Raw genomic sequence first — 14,969 nt, forward strand, 5'->3', positions numbered from 1 at the left:
GTCCTGCCTCTCTCTAATTCTTCGCAACGGCGGGTTGGGCCGTCGTCGGTGCATTCGGTTCCCGCCAGCCAACCGCTAATCCGTTGGCGTATCGCAGATCGATGCGGGCGATGTTGGTGATCTGCTCTTTGAGTGTCTTGTCGTAAATGGCAATGAACCGGCGCATCTTCTCCACCAGATGATCGCGCCCCAACAGCAGCTCGACGCCAGGACCGGCGCTACCCGCGCCAGTGGTCAGGAACCAGCTGCCTCGCTCGCGCAGCTCCAGGCGAGCGATGGAGAAGCCCATGGGGCGCAGCATCTGGCTCAATACCTGATACTGCTGCATGACTTGTTGCTGAGCGCGCTGCGGCCCGAACAGCTGCGGCAAATGCTCATAGTTGGCCAGCTCGCGCGGGGTGAACGCCTGGCCCTGGTTGTTGAGCAAGGCCTCATCGCCCCAGCGCGCGACCGGCAGTTGTTCCTCGAGGCGGATCACCACCTCGTCCGGCCATACCCGACGCACTTCGGCATGGGCGATCCATGGCATCTGCTCGAGCTCCGCACGCATCGCCGGCAGGTCGACACTGAAGAAGCTCGCGGCGACATAAGGCGCGATACGCTGCTGCACCGCCTGCTGGCTGATGTAGCTCAGATCACCCTGCACGGCGATCTTGGTGATCGGCCGGTCGGCGTAAGGCATCAAGCGGATCGCGCCTTCATAGGCACCGAAGCCGGCAGCGACCAGCAGCACCGGCCACAGCAGGCGTTTCAACCCACCGAAACTGGGTCGTGGCAGGCGCGCCGATACGGGCTCGTCGGCCACCAGTCGGCTGGCACCACGTGGCACCGGCTTGCTACGGCCGGTAACGGGTTGCTGCTGACGTATCATCGCGCCTTGCATGGCTCTTAACCTCGCGTCGCTACGCTTTCGGCCAGGATCGCCAGCACCAGTTGCTGGAAGTCCAGACCGGCCGCGCGGGCCGCCATGGGCACCAGGCTATGATCAGTCATGCCAGGTGCGGTGTTGACTTCGAGCAGCCAGAACCGGCCCTGCTCGTCCTGCATTACATCCAGACGGCCCCAGCCCTCGATGCCGATGGCATCGCAGGCGCGTGCAGTCAGGTCCATCAGTTCCTGTTCCTTGCCGGCGTCCAGGCCGCAGGGAATGCGGTACTGGGTGTCGTTGGCGATGTACTTGGCGTCGTAGTCGTAGAACACGTGCGGCGTACCCAGTGCGATCGGTGGCAGCACCTGCCCGCGCAGCACCGCAATGGTGAACTCCGGGCCATGGATCCACTGCTCGACCAGCACCTGCGAGTCGTAGCGGGCGGCGTCCTGCCAGGCGGCAACAAGCTCTTCGACACTGTTCACCTTGGCCATGCCGATGCTGGAACCTTCATGGGCCGGTTTGACGATCAGCGGGAAGCCCAGTTCCTTGCCAGCCTCGACACAGTCGCTTTCGCTGGCCAGCACGGCGTGACGCGGGGTCGGGATACCCAGGCTCTGCCACACCTGCTTGGTGCGCAGCTTGTCCATGGCCAGTGCTGAGGCAAGGATGCCGCTGCCGGTGTAGGGAATGCCCAGGCACTCGAGCAAGCCTTGCATGCTGCCGTCTTCACCACCGCGGCCGTGAAGAATGATGAAGGCACGGTCGATCTTCTCGCTTTGCAGGCGCGCGAGCAGATCGTCGCCCACATCGATGGCAACCACATCCACACCGGCCGAGGTCAGCGCCTCGATCACCGCCGCACCCGACTTGAGCGAAACCTCGCGCTCGGCGCTCTTGCCGCCATAGAGCACGGCGACGCGGCCGAAGGCCTTGACGTCGAGCGTGGAGTGCAGTTTGTCGTAGGCGGTACTCACAGCGGTTTCTCCTGCTTGGCGACAGCGCCAGCGAACAGCGGGCTTTTCATCAGTTGCGGAGCCAGGCCACCCACATCGCCGGCACCCTGGCAGATCAGGATGTCACCGGCGCGCAGCAGCGGCTTGACCAGTGGCGCAAGCTCAGCGCCACGTTCGATGTAGATCGGGTCCAGCTTGCCGCGCTGGCGGATGCTGTGGCACAGCTGGCGGCTGTCGGCGCCGGGGATCGGCTCCTCGCCGGCCGGATAGACTTCCATCAGCAGCAGCACGTTGGCATCACCCAGCACCTGCACGAAGTCGTCGTAAAGATCGCGGGTGCGGCTGTAGCGGTGCGGCTGGTAGACGATGACCAGGCGCCGGCTCGGCCAACCACCGCGCACGGCCTTGATCACCGCCGCCACTTCGGTGGGGTGATGGCCATAGTCGTCGACCAGCATCACGCTGCCGCCTTCGACTGGCAGCTCGCCATACACCTGGAAGCGTCGCCCCACACCCTGGAAGCCCGACAGCCCCTGGATGATGGCATCGTCACTGATGCCCTCGTCGGTGGCGATGGCGATGGTGGCCAGGGCGTTGAGCACGTTGTGGTTGCCCGGCATGTTCACCGACACTTCCAGCGGCTCGCAGTCGCGACGCAGCACGGTGAAATGCGTCTGCATGCCCTGCTGGCGCACATTGATGGCGCGGATGTCGGCCTCTTCGCTGAAGCCGTAGGTGACGGTGGGGCGCTTGACCTGAGGCAGGATCTCGCGCACGACCGGATCGTCCAGGCACATCACGGCCAGACCGTAGAACGGCAGGTTGTGCAGGAACTCGACGAAGGTCTTCTTCAGCTTGTTGAAGTCACCTTCGTAGGTTGCCATGTGGTCGGCGTCGATATTGGTGACGACAGCGACCATCGGCTGCAGGTGCAGGAAGCTGGCATCGCTTTCATCGGCTTCGGCGATCAGGTAGCGGCTGGTACCGAGCTGGGCGTTGGTGCCAGCAGCGGTCAGACGGCCACCGATGACGAAGGTCGGATCCAGGCCGCCGGCAGCGAACACCGAGGCCAGCAGGCTGGTGGTGGTGGTCTTGCCGTGGGTACCGGCGACGGCGATGCCGTGGCGGTAGCGCATCAGCTCGGCCAGCATTTCGGCACGCGGCACCACCGGGATACGGCGCTCGAGCGCGGTGGCAACTTCAGGGTTGGCCGGATTGATTGCGCTGGAAACCACCAGTACATCGGCGGTGGCAGCGTTCTCGGCACGGTGACCCACGAAAATTTCGGCGCCGAACGACTCCAGGCGCTGGGTGACCGGCGAGGCCTTGAGGTCGGAACCGGACACTTCGTAGCCCAGGTTCAGCAGCACTTCGGCGATACCGCACATGCCCACGCCGCCGATACCGACGAAGTGAATGCGACGAATGCGGCCCATCTTGGGCTGCGGCATGGCTTTCTGGCTTTCAACCATGGGCCACCTCCAGGCAGATATCGACCACGGTGCTGGTTGCAGCAGGCTTGGCCAGGCGACGTGCAGTGCCGGCCATGGTGTTGAGTTTCTCGGGTTGCATCAGCACCTCGTTCAGGCGTTCAGCGAGCTGCGCTGCGCCAGTTGTCGCTTGTGGCATCAGGAAGGCAGCACCTTCGCGAGCCAGATATTGGGCGTTGTGGGTCTGGTGATCGTCGATCGCGTGGGGCAAGGGCACCAGCATCGAGGGCAGGCCCGCCGCCGCGAGTTCGCTGACGGTCAGGGCGCCGGCCCGGCACACCACCATGTCGGCCCAGCCATAAGCGTGGGCCATGTCTTTGATGAAAGGCTCTACCTGAGCCTCGATCCCGGCCTCGCGATAACGCTCGGCGGTGATCGACGCATGTTGCTTGCCAGCCTGGTGGAACACCTCTGGACGCAGGTCTGCAGTCACTTCGGACAGGGCCTTAGGCAGCAATTTGTTCAATGGTTCCGCACCGAGGCTGCCGCCGAGCACCAGAAGGCGCGCACGACGCTCGGCAAGTGCCGCACGGGGCGCTTCCAGGAACAGTTCCGGGCGCACCGGGTTACCGGTAGTCCGACGTTTTTCGCTGGCAGCGAAGGTGTCGGGGAAAGCTTCGCAGACTCGTGCGGCCAGTGGCACCAGCAGCCGATTGGCGGTACCCGCGCGGGCATTCTGTTCGTGAATCACCAGCGGCACACCGCACAGCCGCGCGGCAACACCGCCAGGGCCTGTGACATAGCCGCCAAAGCCCAGCACGCACACCGGCTTGAGCTCACGAATGATGCGCCGCGCCTGCAGCACGGCCTTGACCAGGGTGAACGGCGCCTTGAGCAGCGACAGCTTGCCCTTGCCACGCAGCCCGCTGACCTGGATCAGGTGCAGCGGCAAGCCGGCCTGGGGCACCAGTTCGTTCTCGATACCCCGTGGCGTACCCAGCCAATGCACGCTGTAGCCGCGCGCCTGGAATTCGCGGGCGCAGGCCAGGGCCGGGAACACATGCCCCCCGGTGCCACCGGCCATGATCAGTACGTTCTTGCCATCAGCGGCCATGACTGGTCTCCTCGGCAAAATCGCTCTCTTTGAACTCGTGTTCCTCGCTGCCCAGGTGCGTTCGACTCTCCCACTCGATACGCAGCAACAGCCCCACACAGGCGCAGCAGATCACCAGCGAGCTGCCCCCGTAGCTGAGGAATGGCAGCGTCAGCCCCTTGGTCGGCAGCAGGCCCACGTTCACACCAATGTTGATCAGGAACTGGCCGATCCACAGGAAGGCCAGGCCGAAGGCCATGTAGGCGGCGAAGAACTGCTTGGCCTTCTCGGCCCACAGGCCGATGTACAAGGCACGGATGGTGACGAACACGAACAGCGCCACGGTGCACAGCGAGCCAACCACGCCAAGCTCTTCGGCCAGCACCGAGAACACGAAGTCGGTGTGCGCCTCGGGCAGATAGAACTGTTTCTGTACGCTGTTGCCCAGGCCGACGCCCAACCACTCGCCACGACCGAAGGCAATCAGTGCCTGAGTCAGCTGGTAGCCCGAACCGAACTGGTCGGACCAGGGGTCGGTGAAGGTGATCAAGCGCGCCATCCGGTAGGGTTGCGCCTGAACCAGAATGAACACCGCGACCACCGCCAGCACCACCATCAGCGAGAAGCGGAACAGCCCCACCCCACCGAGGAACAGCATGGCCGCCGCAGCGCCCATCATCACCACGGTGGCGCCGAAGTCAGGCTCCATCAGCAGCAGGCCGGCCATGGGCAGCAAAACGATGAACGGCTTGAAGAAGCCCATCCAGCTCTCGCGCACCTCGGTCTGACGACGCACCAGGTAACCTGCGAGGTAGATGACCACGAAGACCTTGGCGATTTCCGACGGCTGGACGTTGAAGAAGCTGAAACCAATCCAGCGCATCGAACCGTTCACCTCCCGGCCGATGCCTGGTACCAGCACCAGCACCAGCAGGCCGAAGGCGCCGATCAGCATGAGGAAGCCCATGCGCTGCCAGGTGGCGATCGGCACCATCATGGTCAGGCCGCAGGCACCCAGCCCCAGGGCGACGTACACCAGGTGGCGGATCATGTGGTAAAGCGGGTTGCCCGACTGCACCGCGGCGACTTCCGAGGAGGCCGAGGTGATCATCACCAGGCCCAGGCCAAGCAGGGCCAGGCAGCCCGCCAGCAACGGGAAGTCCAGGTCGATGCCACGACCGCTGATCAGCGGCGAGGGATAGGGCTTGAGGATACCGAAGATCATGCCAGCCCCTCCGCCGCCTGGGCGAACAGCCGCCCGCGCTCTTCAAAATTCTTGAACATGTCGAGGCTGGCGCAGGCCGGCGACAGCAACACCGCGTCGCCTGGCTGGGCGAGTTCGGCGCAGCGCTGCACGGCTTCGTCCAGGGTCTTGACCCGCACCAGCGGCACGCTGTCGCCGAAGGTCTCGGCCAGGCGCTCGGCGTCACGCCCCAGCAACACCACGGCGCGGCAATGCTTGCCCACCGGCTCGCGCAGAGCAGAGAAGTCCGCCCCCTTGCCGTCACCGCCAGCGATCAGGACCAGCTTGCCATCGATATCGGCGCCCAGGCCCTCGATGGCGGCCAGTGCCGCACCGACGTTGGTGGCCTTGGAATCGTCGTACCAGTTCACGCCATTACGCTCGCGGATCCACTGGCAGCGATGGACAAGGCCCTTGAACTCGCGCAGGGCTTCGAGCATCGGCTCGAACGGCAGACCGGCGGCATGGCCCAGGGCCAGGGCGGCCAGGGCATTGCTCTGGTTGTGCGCACCGCGGATCTTCAGATCGCGCACGGGCATCAGGGTCTGGAACTCGAATGCCAGGTGTTTCTCGCCCGCAACATCACGCAGGCCGAAGGCCTTGAAGTCGGGGGTGTTGAGGCCGAAGGTCCAGCATGGAATGCCCTCGACCGGCAGCGGCCGGCTCAGGGCATCCTGACGGTTCACCACCACTTGGCGCGCACCCCGGAAGATGCGGTGCTTGGCCAGGTGATAGGCCGGCAGGCCACTGTAGCGATCCATGTGGTCTTCGCTGATATTCAGTACGGTCGCCACTTCGGCGTTGAGCTGGTCGGTGGTCTCCAGCTGGAAGCTCGACAGCTCCATCACATACAACTCGACTGCATCGTCGAGCAGGTCCAGCGCCGGCGTACCGAGGTTGCCACCGACAGCGACGCGCTTGCCGGCCTTGGCAGCCATCTCGCCGACCAGGGTGGTCACGGTGCTCTTGGCGTTGGAGCCGCTGATCGCGATGATCGGCGCCTTGGCATGGCGGGCGAACAGTTCGATATCACCGGAGAGCTTGACGCCTCGTGCGGCGGCCTGCTGCAACGCCGGGGTAGCCAGTGCCAGGCCGGGGCTGACGTAGAGCTCGTTGGCGCGGCACAGGAAGTCCACATCCAGTTCACCACAGCGCACTTCCACCTGCGGGTATTCACGGCGCAGGGTGTCCAGTTCCGGCGGTTGCTCGCGGGTATCGGCGACCGCAAAGGCGATGCCCCGGTTCGCCAGGAAGCGAACCAGGGACATGCCGCTCTTGCCGAGGCCGACAACGATGCGGAATTGGTCGGAAGCGATCAGTGACACGCTCGTTTACCTCAGTTTCAGGGTGGCAAGGCCGATCAGCACCAGAATCACGGTGATGATCCAGAATCGGACGATCACCCGCGGCTCGGGCCAACCCTTGAGTTCGAAATGGTGGTGAATCGGCGCCATGCGAAACACGCGCTTGCCGGTCAACTTGAACGAGGCCACCTGGATCACCACCGAAAGGGTTTCCACCACGAAGATGCCGCCCATGATGAACAGCACGATTTCCTGGCGGACGATCACGGCGATGGTGCCCAGCGCGGCGCCCAGTGCCAGGGCACCGACGTCACCCATGAAGACTTGCGCCGGGTAGGTGTTGAACCAGAGGAAGCCCAGGCCTGCGCCGATCAGCGCACCGCAGAACACGATCAGCTCGCCCGAGCCCGGTACATAAGGGATCAGCAGGTATTCGGCGAACTTCACGTTGCCCGACAGATAGCAGAAAATACCGAGCGCACCGCCCACCATCACCGTCGGCATGATCGCCAGGCCGTCGAGGCCGTCGGTCAGGTTGACCGCGTTGCTCGAGCCGACGATGACGAAGTAGGTCAGCACGACGAAGCCGACGCCCAGTGGGATGGTGAAGTCCTTGAGGAACGGCACGATCAGCGTGGTTTCGACGCTGGTCGGTGCAGTCATGTAGAGGAAGACCGCAGCCCCGAGGCCAAATACCGACTGCCAGAAATACTTCCAGCGGCTCGGCAGGCCGCGGGAGTTCTTCTCGATCACCTTGCGGTAGTCGTCGACCCAGCCGATGGCGCCGAATAGCAGGGTGACGATCAGCACCACCCAGACATAGCGATTGGTCAGGTCGGCCCACAGCAAGGTGCTGATGGCGATAGCGGACAGGATCAGCGCACCGCCCATGGTCGGGGTGCCGGACTTGGACAGGTGCGATTGCGGGCCGTCGTTACGCACGGCCTGACCGATCTGGCGAATCTGCAGGGTACGAATCATCCAGGGCCCCAGCCACAGTGCCAGGGACAACGCCGTCAACACACCCAGGATCCCGCGCAGGGACAGGTACTGGAAGACCGCGAAGCCCTTGTAGAACTGTTGCAGATACTCAGCCAACAGCAGCAGCATTAATGTTTCTCCCCGCTGGCACCACACAGAGCAGCCACGACGTTTTCCATCGCAGCGCTGCGCGAGCCCTTGATCAAGATAGTGGTATCGCTGACGCTCTCGGCACGAACGGCGTCGATCAGCTCAGCTTGAGTAGCGAAATGGCGGCCATTGGCGCCGAACGCCTGGACCGCATGAACCATGTTGGTGCCCGTCGCGTACAAGGCATCGACCTTGCCGCGCGCATGGTCGCCCACCTGACGGTGGCCTTCCTCGGCCCATTGCCCCAGTTCGCCGATATCCCCGAGCACCAGGACGGTGCGTCCGGAAAAGCCGGCGAGTATATCAATGGCGGCACACATCGAGGTGGGATTTGCGTTGTAGGTGTCGTCGATCACCCGCGCACCGCTGGGCGCGATCTGCGCCACGGAACGGCCCTTGACCGGCTGCACTGCGGCCAGGCCGGCAACGATACCCGGCAGGCTCACGCCCACGGCATGTGCGGCAGCAGCGGCGGCCAGGGCGTTGCTGACGTTATGCGTACCGAGCAGGTTCAACTGTACCGGCGCACTGCCGCTCGGACCGTGCAGGGTGAACGAAGGGCAGCCGCGCGCGTCGCGACCGATGTCGCTGGCATGGAAGTCGGCCTTCTCGTTGGTCAGGGCGAAGCTCAGCACCTGGTGCGCACCGGCGCGCTTGCGCCAGATGTCAAAGGCCTTGTCGTCGAGATTGAGCACGGCGATACCGCCCTCGCCCAAGCCCTCGAGAATCTCGCCCTTGGCCTCGACGATCTTCTCCGGGCCGCCGAACTCACCCACGTGGGCGGTGCCAGCGTTGTTGAGGATGACGACTTGCGGCTGGGTGAGACCAACGGTGTAGCGAATCTCGCCGATGCGCGAAGCGCCCAGCTCGATCACCGCAGCGCTGTGTTCGGGCGCGATCTCCAGCAACGTCAGTGGCGCGCCGAGGTCGTTGTTCAGGTTGCCACGGGTGGCATGCACAAGACCGCGAGTACGCAGGATGGAAGCCAGCATCTCCTTGACCGTGGTCTTGCCGCTGGAGCCTGTGATGGCGACCACCGGCTTGTCGAAGGCGGCGCGATTGAGCGCGCCCAACTGGCCCAGCGCCACACGACAATCGGCAACCAACAGTTGCGGCAGGTCGACATCGGCGATTTCGCGCTCGACCAACGCGGCCACGGCCCCCCTGGCCTTCACATCGGCAAGGTAGTCGTGACCATCGAAACGCGGGCCGGTCAGTGCAATGAACAGTTGCCCCGCAGCCACGCTGCGGCTGTCGATGCTGACACCGTTGAAGGTGGCGTCGGCACCGACCAGACGAGCACTCAGTGCTGTAGTCAGCTGGCTGAGTGTCATGGGCTTAATCATGTGGAGCCCCCCAGGCTGAAAGTGCCTTCTCGGCTTCGACCAGATCGGAGAAATCAAGGCGCTCGCCATTGATCTCCTGGTAATCCTCGTGCCCCTTGCCGGCCAGCACGATCACATCGTCGGCGGCAGCGGTGGCGATCAGGTGTGCGATGGCCTGGCCGCGACCGGCGACGAACTCGGCGTCGGCAGCCTTGGCGAAACCTGGGCGAATGTCATCGAAGATCCGCAGCGGATCCTCGGTACGTGGGTTGTCGTCGGTGACCAGTACGCGGTCGGCCAGACGCTCGGCCACCTCGGCCATCAGCGGACGCTTGCCGCGATCGCGATCCCCGCCGCAGCCGAACAGGCACAGCAGCTTGCCGTGGGCGTGCGGGCGCAGGGCTTCGAGCACCTTCTCCAGTGCGTCGGGGGTGTGGGCGTAGTCGACCACCACCAGCGGCTTGGCACCACCACCCAGGCGCTGCATGCGACCGACAGGCCCCTGCAGTTGCGGGGTGACTTTCAGTATTTCGTCCAGCGAGTAATCCAGCGCCAGCAACGTGGCTACGGCGGCCAGCATGTTGCTCAGGTTGAAGCGCCCGAGCAGTTGGCTGCGCAGTGTGCGTTCGCCTTGAGCGGTGACGATGATGGCGCGCACGCCATCATCGTCGAAGTGGGCTTCGCGGCAGAACAGCGAGGCGTCCGGGTTTTCCAGGCTATAGCTGAGCAGCCGGGTCTCGATATGATCGGCACTCGGGCGGCGGGCAAAGTCTTCGGCCAGACGACGACCAAAGGCATCGTCCAGGTTGACCACCTGGCAGCGCAGGCTCGGCCATGCGAACAGCTTGGCCTTGGCGGCCTCGTAGGCCTCCATGCTGCCGTGGTAGTCCAGGTGATCGCGCGACAGGTTGGTCATCACCGCGATATCGAAGGCCAGCGCCGCCACGCGTCCCTGCTCCAGGGCGTGGGAAGACACTTCCATCGCCACGGCCTTGGCACCGCCCTTCTTGAGGTCGTTGAGCGTGGCTTGCACGGCAATCGGGTCCGGCGTGGTCAGGCGGCCGCTCTGCAAGTCACCGAAGAAACCGGTGCCCAAGGTGCCGATCAGACCGCAGCGCTGGCCCAACTGGTCGAGAGCCTGGGCGAGCAATTGCGTCACGCTGGTCTTGCCGTTGGTGCCGGTCACGCCGACCAGGTTGAGCTGGCGGCTCGGCTCGCCATAGAAACGGCCGGCGATGGCCGACAGTTGCGCGATCAGGCCCTTGACCGGAATCAGCGGCACGTCGGTGAGCGGCAGCACCGTGGCGCCCTGCTCTTCATAGGCAATGGCGGCAGCACCGCGGGCAAGCGCGTCGGCGATGTGGTCGCGGCCATCGACCTTGGCACCCGGCACCGCCAGGAACAGATCACCCGGCCGCACCTGGCGGCTGTCGAGTGTCAGCTCGCGAATCAACGGATCGCGGCTGGCATGGGCGAAAAGCTTGCTCAATGGCATTGTCATCAACCACGCCCTCCCTTGGCGGGTACTGCACTGGCCTGCTGCACGTTCGCGGGCGGCAGGTTATCCGGCGGCACGTTCATCAGCCGCAGAGTGCCGGACATGACCTTGCTGAACACCGGCGCCGAGACCAGACCACCGAAGTAACCGCCTTTGCCCGGCTCATCGATGACCACGACGATGGCGTAGCGCGGGTCGCTCATCGGGCCGAAACCGGCAAACAGCGAACGGTAGGCGTTTTCGGTGTATCCCTTGGAGCCGACCGTGGCCTTGCGCGCGGTGCCCGACTTGCCGGCAACGTGGTAGAACGGCACCTGGGCGCGGAACACACCGCGCGGCGCCTCGATCACCTGCTGCAACATGCCCTGAATGGTCTTGGCGGTTTCCTTCGGAATGGCTTGCACGGCTTCCGGCGCCTTGTCGACCTTGAGAATCGACAGCGGCACCATCTTGCCGTCGTTGGCCAGCGCGGCGTAGGCGTGAACCAACTGCAGGGCGGTGACCGATACGCCGTATCCATAGGAGAGCGTGGCTGTCTCGGCCTTGCGCCACTCACGATGGTTGGGCAGGTTGCCCACGCGCTCACCCGGGAATCCCAGGCCGGTGTACTGCCCCAGGCCAACCTGCGACATCACCCGATAGATGGCTTCGCCGCCGATATCGAAGGCGATCTTGCTCATGCCGACGTTACTGGAGTTGATCAGGATGCCGGTCAGGTCGAGGATCGGGCCCTCGCTCCTGGACACGTCCTTGATCGTGTAGCGACCAATCTGCAGGCTGCCCGGATACACCTCGACCTTGTCGGTGGGTTTCCAGCGCCCGCTCTGCAGGGCCGCACTCATGGAAATCGGCTTGACCGTGGAACCTGGCTCGAACACATCGATGATTGCCCGGTTACGCATGGCTGCCGGGAACATGCTGCGGCGGTTGTTGGGGTTGTACGTTGGCTGGTTGACCATCGCCAGGACCTCGCCGGTCTTGACGTCCATGATCACCAGGCTGCCGGCCTTGGCATCCTGCTCGGCGATGGCATTGCGCAGCTCGCGAGTCGCCAGGTACTGCAGGCGCAGGTCTATCGACAACGCCAAGGTCTTACCGGCCTTGGCGTTCTTGGTGACTTGAATATCCTTGATCAGGCGACCGCGCCGGTCCTTGATCACTTGTCGCTTGCCGGGCACCCCGGCCAGCCATTCGTCATAGGCGAGCTCGACACCTTCACGGCCGTGGTCGTCCAGGTCGGTAAAGCCGACCATGTGCGCCGTGACATCGCCTGCCGGATAGAAGCGGCGGAATTCTTCGAGGCCATAGACGCCGGGCACTTTAAGGTCGAGTACCTGCTGGCCCTGCTCGGGCGTGAGGCCACGAACCAGGTAGATGAACTCCTTGTTGGCCTGCTGGGTGAGGCGCTCGATCAGTTGCTGCGGGTTCTGCCCCAGCACAGCGGCCAGTTGCGGCCAACGGTCCTTGGACGCCTGCATCTCCTTGGGGTTGGCCCAGAGCGTGGTGACCGGCGTACTGACGGCCAGAGGCTCGCCATTGCGGTCGGTAATCAGGCCACGGTGTGCAGGAATCGGGATATGGCGCAGGCTGCGAGCATCGCCCTGCCCCTTGAGGAAGTCTCGGTCGACCACCTGCAGGTCGATGATCCGCCAGCTGATAGCGCCGACCATCAACGCCAGCAGACCTACGACGACCCGGAAGCGCCAGGGGTAGAGTGCACCCTCGAGCTTCATCATGGCGTCACCATCCGCACTTCGTCAGCGTTGGGTACGCGCATCTTCAACTGGCCGGCAGCCAGGTTTTCGATACGGCTGTGGGCAGTCCAGGTGCTCTGCTCGAGAATCAGGCGCCCCCACTCAGCCTGGGCCTTGTCGCGCTCGCTCAGCTCGTTGTAGAGCGTGTTGAGCAACTGGCGGTTCCAGTGAGCGCTGTAGGAGACAGCGATGGCCGACACCAGCACGCCAACGAACAGCAGAAGCATCAGGAAGCTTCCGCCTGGCAATGGCTTGGCGAACAGGCGACTCACCGCAGCTTCTCCGCCACGCGCATGACGGCGCTGCGCGCACGCGGGTTGGCCTTGAGTTCTGCATCGGAGGCGAACTGCGCCTTGCCGATCAGCTTGATACGAGGTTCGAAGGCCTTGTGCTGCACCGGCAGGTTGCGTGGCAGGTTATCCGCTTCGCCCTTGACCAGCTTGCGCATGAACAGTTTGACGATGCGGTCTTCCAGCGAGTGGAAGCTGATCACCGCCAGGCGGCCGCCGACTTCCAGCGCCTCGAGCGCGGCGTCCAGGCCGGCCTCCAGATCGCCCAGTTCGTTATTGACGTGAATGCGCAGCCCCTGGAAAGCGCGCGTCGCCGGATTCTTGCCCTTCTCCCAAGCAGGGTTGGCTACCTTGAGCACTTCGGCCAGGTCGGCGGTACGGGTGAACGGCTGCTTCTCGCGACGCTCGACCACCGCACGCGCCATGCGACCGGCAAAACGCTCCTCGCCGTACTCCTTGAACACGCGGGCTATTTCTTCGACGGGCGCGGTGGCGATGAACTCGGCGGCGCTGATGCCCTGGCCCGGATTCATGCGCATGTCCAGCGGGCCATCGTTGAGGAAACTGAAGCCGCGCTCAGGATCGTCCAGCTGCGGCGAGGAGACACCCAGGTCGAGCAGGATACCGCTGACCTTGCCGTCCAGCCCGCGCGCACGCACTTCATCACCCAGTTCGGCGAAGCTGCGCTGCACAATGACAAAGCGGCCGTCTTCGGCCGCCAGCGCTTGCCCCGTGGCAATCGCCTGTGGATCTTTGTCGAAGCCCAGCAGCCGCCCTTGCGGCCCGAGCTTGCTGAGAATGAGACGACTGTGCCCACCGCGACCAAAGGTCCCGTCCAGATAGCAACCGTCGGCGCGCAGGGCCAATGCCTCGACAGCTTCGTCGAGCAATACGGTGATGTGGTTGAAGCCGCTATCTATCGTCACAGGATCAGGTCACGCAGTTCATCGGGCATGGCGCCCGGTTGTTGAATAGCTGCGAGGTCGGCTGCCGAAACCGCGTTCCAGGCATCCTCATCCCACAGCTGGAATTTGTTCAGTTGCCCCACCAGCATCGCCTTCTTGTCGAGCTTGGCGTACTCACGCAAACGGGGCGGAACCAGGAAACGACCACTGCCATCGAGCTCCAGGTCCACCGCATTACCGATCAGCAAACGCTGCAGGCGGCGGTTTTCCTCACGCAGCGACGGCAAGGCACGCAACTTGGCTTCTATCTGCTCCCACTCATCGAGGGGATAAACACACAAGCAGGGGTCAACAGCGTCGATGGTCACGATAAGTTGACCATTGCAACGCGAATCGAGCTCGTCACGGTACCTGCTCGGCATGGCGAGACGGCCCTTTGCATCGAGGCTGACGGCGTTGGCTCCGCGGAACACGGCTGCGATTCCCCACAATGGTAACTTTTTTGTGCCAGAAAACCCACTTCATCCCACTTTCTGCCACTTGCGCACACTATAGGAATCCGTCCGCCACACCGTCAAGGCGCGTTCATAGGGAAAACCCTTACAGGACCGAGATTTAGCGCAACAAAGGAAGGAGGAAGGACTACCGGAAGAAAAAATTGGCGGAAAAAATCAAGCGCACTCAAACGGATAGAGTGTGAAGTTAAAGTGAATTATCAAGAGTAAGAACTTTTCGGCATTACCAGGAAGGATCTGCTATCGATTCAAGCAGGAAGAGAGGGGGGTGGAGAGTCGATCTGTAAGCCGGGTTTTGTCGAGGACAGTCATTCCTCTACGACGGCCATCACTGGACGCCTCTAGCAACCTACCCGGTTCCGACGCGGGCCACGCCGTATGGAACCCTATTTGGTCTTGCTCCGAGTGGGGTTTACCTAGCCACGAACTGTTGCCAGCCGTGCGGTGCGCTCTTACCGCACCTTTTCACCCTTACCGGCACCGAAGTGCTTAGGCGGTTGTTTTCTGTGGCACTTTCCGTAGGCTCGCGCCTCCCAGGCGTTACCTGGCACTCTGCCCTGCGGAGCCCGGACTTTCCTCCCCCTGATTTGCGGAACAAAAACAGGCAGCGACTGTCCGATCGACTCTCCGCCGACAAGGGTAACGGCAGGCGCGATC

13 protein-coding genes and 1 other RNA gene are annotated in these 14,969 nt (G+C 63.7%); all 14 read right to left on the bottom strand.

Features of this window, described 5'->3' with window-relative positions; all coding sequences use genetic code 11:
- Positions 1 to 13: 13 nt before the first annotated feature.
- Complete coding sequence (locus ACK3BK_RS20430) at positions 14 to 883, bottom strand: cell division protein FtsQ/DivIB (RefSeq protein WP_186668035.1); 870 nt, start codon at positions 881 to 883, stop codon at positions 14 to 16.
- 5 nt (positions 884 to 888) lie between these two features.
- Complete coding sequence (locus tag ACK3BK_RS20435) at positions 889 to 1,845, bottom strand: D-alanine--D-alanine ligase (protein ID WP_186668037.1); 957 nt, start codon at positions 1,843 to 1,845, stop codon at positions 889 to 891.
- Positions 1,842 to 3,296, bottom strand: a complete 1,455-nt coding sequence (gene murC, locus ACK3BK_RS20440) for a UDP-N-acetylmuramate--L-alanine ligase (protein WP_054894009.1) — start codon at positions 3,294 to 3,296, stop codon at positions 1,842 to 1,844. Before murC ends, ACK3BK_RS20435 begins: the two co-directional genes overlap by 4 nt.
- Entirely contained in the window at positions 3,289 to 4,368 is a 1,080-nt protein-coding gene (gene murG, locus ACK3BK_RS20445; RefSeq protein ID WP_186718770.1) for an undecaprenyldiphospho-muramoylpentapeptide beta-N-acetylglucosaminyltransferase, read from the bottom strand. The genes murC and murG overlap by 8 nt, the downstream gene beginning before the upstream one ends.
- Positions 4,358 to 5,572 carry a putative lipid II flippase FtsW gene (ftsW, locus tag ACK3BK_RS20450; protein ID WP_189657504.1) on the bottom strand — a complete coding sequence of 405 codons (1,215 nt, stop codon included), beginning with the start codon at positions 5,570 to 5,572 and terminating at the stop codon, positions 4,358 to 4,360. The genes murG and ftsW overlap by 11 nt, the downstream gene beginning before the upstream one ends.
- Positions 5,569 to 6,915 (bottom strand): UDP-N-acetylmuramoyl-L-alanine--D-glutamate ligase, encoded by a 1,347-nt coding sequence (gene murD, locus ACK3BK_RS20455; RefSeq protein WP_411383185.1) that lies wholly within the window; start codon positions 6,913 to 6,915, stop codon positions 5,569 to 5,571. The genes ftsW and murD overlap by 4 nt, the downstream gene beginning before the upstream one ends.
- 6 nt (positions 6,916 to 6,921) lie before the next feature.
- A complete protein-coding gene (gene mraY, locus ACK3BK_RS20460) occupies positions 6,922 to 8,004 on the bottom strand; it encodes a phospho-N-acetylmuramoyl-pentapeptide-transferase (protein ID WP_054894005.1) in 1,083 nt (360 codons plus the stop codon).
- Entirely contained in the window at positions 8,004 to 9,371 is a 1,368-nt protein-coding gene (locus tag ACK3BK_RS20465; protein WP_411383186.1) for a UDP-N-acetylmuramoyl-tripeptide--D-alanyl-D-alanine ligase, read from the bottom strand. The genes mraY and ACK3BK_RS20465 overlap by 1 nt, the downstream gene beginning before the upstream one ends.
- Complete coding sequence (locus tag ACK3BK_RS20470) at positions 9,364 to 10,851, bottom strand: UDP-N-acetylmuramoyl-L-alanyl-D-glutamate--2,6-diaminopimelate ligase (protein ID WP_411383187.1); 1,488 nt, start codon at positions 10,849 to 10,851, stop codon at positions 9,364 to 9,366. Before ACK3BK_RS20470 ends, ACK3BK_RS20465 begins: the two co-directional genes overlap by 8 nt.
- Positions 10,851 to 12,581 carry a peptidoglycan D,D-transpeptidase FtsI family protein gene (locus tag ACK3BK_RS20475; RefSeq protein WP_186719096.1) on the bottom strand — a complete coding sequence of 577 codons (1,731 nt, stop codon included), beginning with the start codon at positions 12,579 to 12,581 and terminating at the stop codon, positions 10,851 to 10,853. The genes ACK3BK_RS20470 and ACK3BK_RS20475 overlap by 1 nt, the downstream gene beginning before the upstream one ends.
- Positions 12,581 to 12,874 (bottom strand): cell division protein FtsL, encoded by a 294-nt coding sequence (ftsL, locus tag ACK3BK_RS20480; protein WP_054894001.1) that lies wholly within the window; start codon positions 12,872 to 12,874, stop codon positions 12,581 to 12,583. The genes ACK3BK_RS20475 and ftsL overlap by 1 nt, the downstream gene beginning before the upstream one ends.
- A complete protein-coding gene (gene rsmH, locus ACK3BK_RS20485; protein ID WP_411383188.1) occupies positions 12,871 to 13,818 on the bottom strand; it encodes a 16S rRNA (cytosine(1402)-N(4))-methyltransferase RsmH in 948 nt (315 codons plus the stop codon). The genes ftsL and rsmH overlap by 4 nt, the downstream gene beginning before the upstream one ends.
- A complete protein-coding gene (mraZ, locus tag ACK3BK_RS20490) occupies positions 13,815 to 14,270 on the bottom strand; it encodes a division/cell wall cluster transcriptional repressor MraZ (RefSeq protein WP_004575120.1) in 456 nt (151 codons plus the stop codon). The genes rsmH and mraZ overlap by 4 nt, the downstream gene beginning before the upstream one ends.
- A gap of 310 nt (positions 14,271 to 14,580) precedes the next feature.
- Positions 14,581 to 14,939, bottom strand: an RNA gene (gene rnpB / locus ACK3BK_RS20495) — RNase P RNA component class A.
- Positions 14,940 to 14,969: the final 30 nt, after the last annotated feature.

Origin of the sequence: Pseudomonas sp. L7 (assembly GCF_046605565.1) — a bacterium.
Lineage (GTDB): Bacteria > Pseudomonadota > Gammaproteobacteria > Pseudomonadales > Pseudomonadaceae > Aquipseudomonas > Aquipseudomonas wayambapalatensis.

Excerpts from the sequence above, each read along its gene's own strand:
- ACK3BK_RS20430 (WP_186668035.1), bottom strand. The coding sequence starts at position 883 with ATGCAAGGCGCGATGATACGTCAGCAGCAACCCGTTACCGGCCGTAGC.
- murC (WP_054894009.1), bottom strand. The coding sequence starts at position 3,296 with ATGGTTGAAAGCCAGAAAGCCATGCCGCAGCCCAAGATGGGCCGCATT.
- murG (WP_186718770.1), bottom strand. The coding sequence starts at position 4,368 with ATGGCCGCTGATGGCAAGAACGTACTGATCATGGCCGGTGGCACCGGG.
- ftsW (WP_189657504.1), bottom strand. The coding sequence starts at position 5,572 with ATGATCTTCGGTATCCTCAAGCCCTATCCCTCGCCGCTGATCAGCGGT.
- mraY (WP_054894005.1), bottom strand. The coding sequence starts at position 8,004 with ATGCTGCTGCTGTTGGCTGAGTATCTGCAACAGTTCTACAAGGGCTTC.
- ACK3BK_RS20465 (WP_411383186.1), bottom strand. The coding sequence starts at position 9,371 with ATGATTAAGCCCATGACACTCAGCCAGCTGACTACAGCACTGAGTGCT.
- ACK3BK_RS20470 (WP_411383187.1), bottom strand. The coding sequence starts at position 10,851 with ATGACAATGCCATTGAGCAAGCTTTTCGCCCATGCCAGCCGCGATCCG.
- ACK3BK_RS20475 (WP_186719096.1), bottom strand. The coding sequence starts at position 12,581 with ATGAAGCTCGAGGGTGCACTCTACCCCTGGCGCTTCCGGGTCGTCGTA.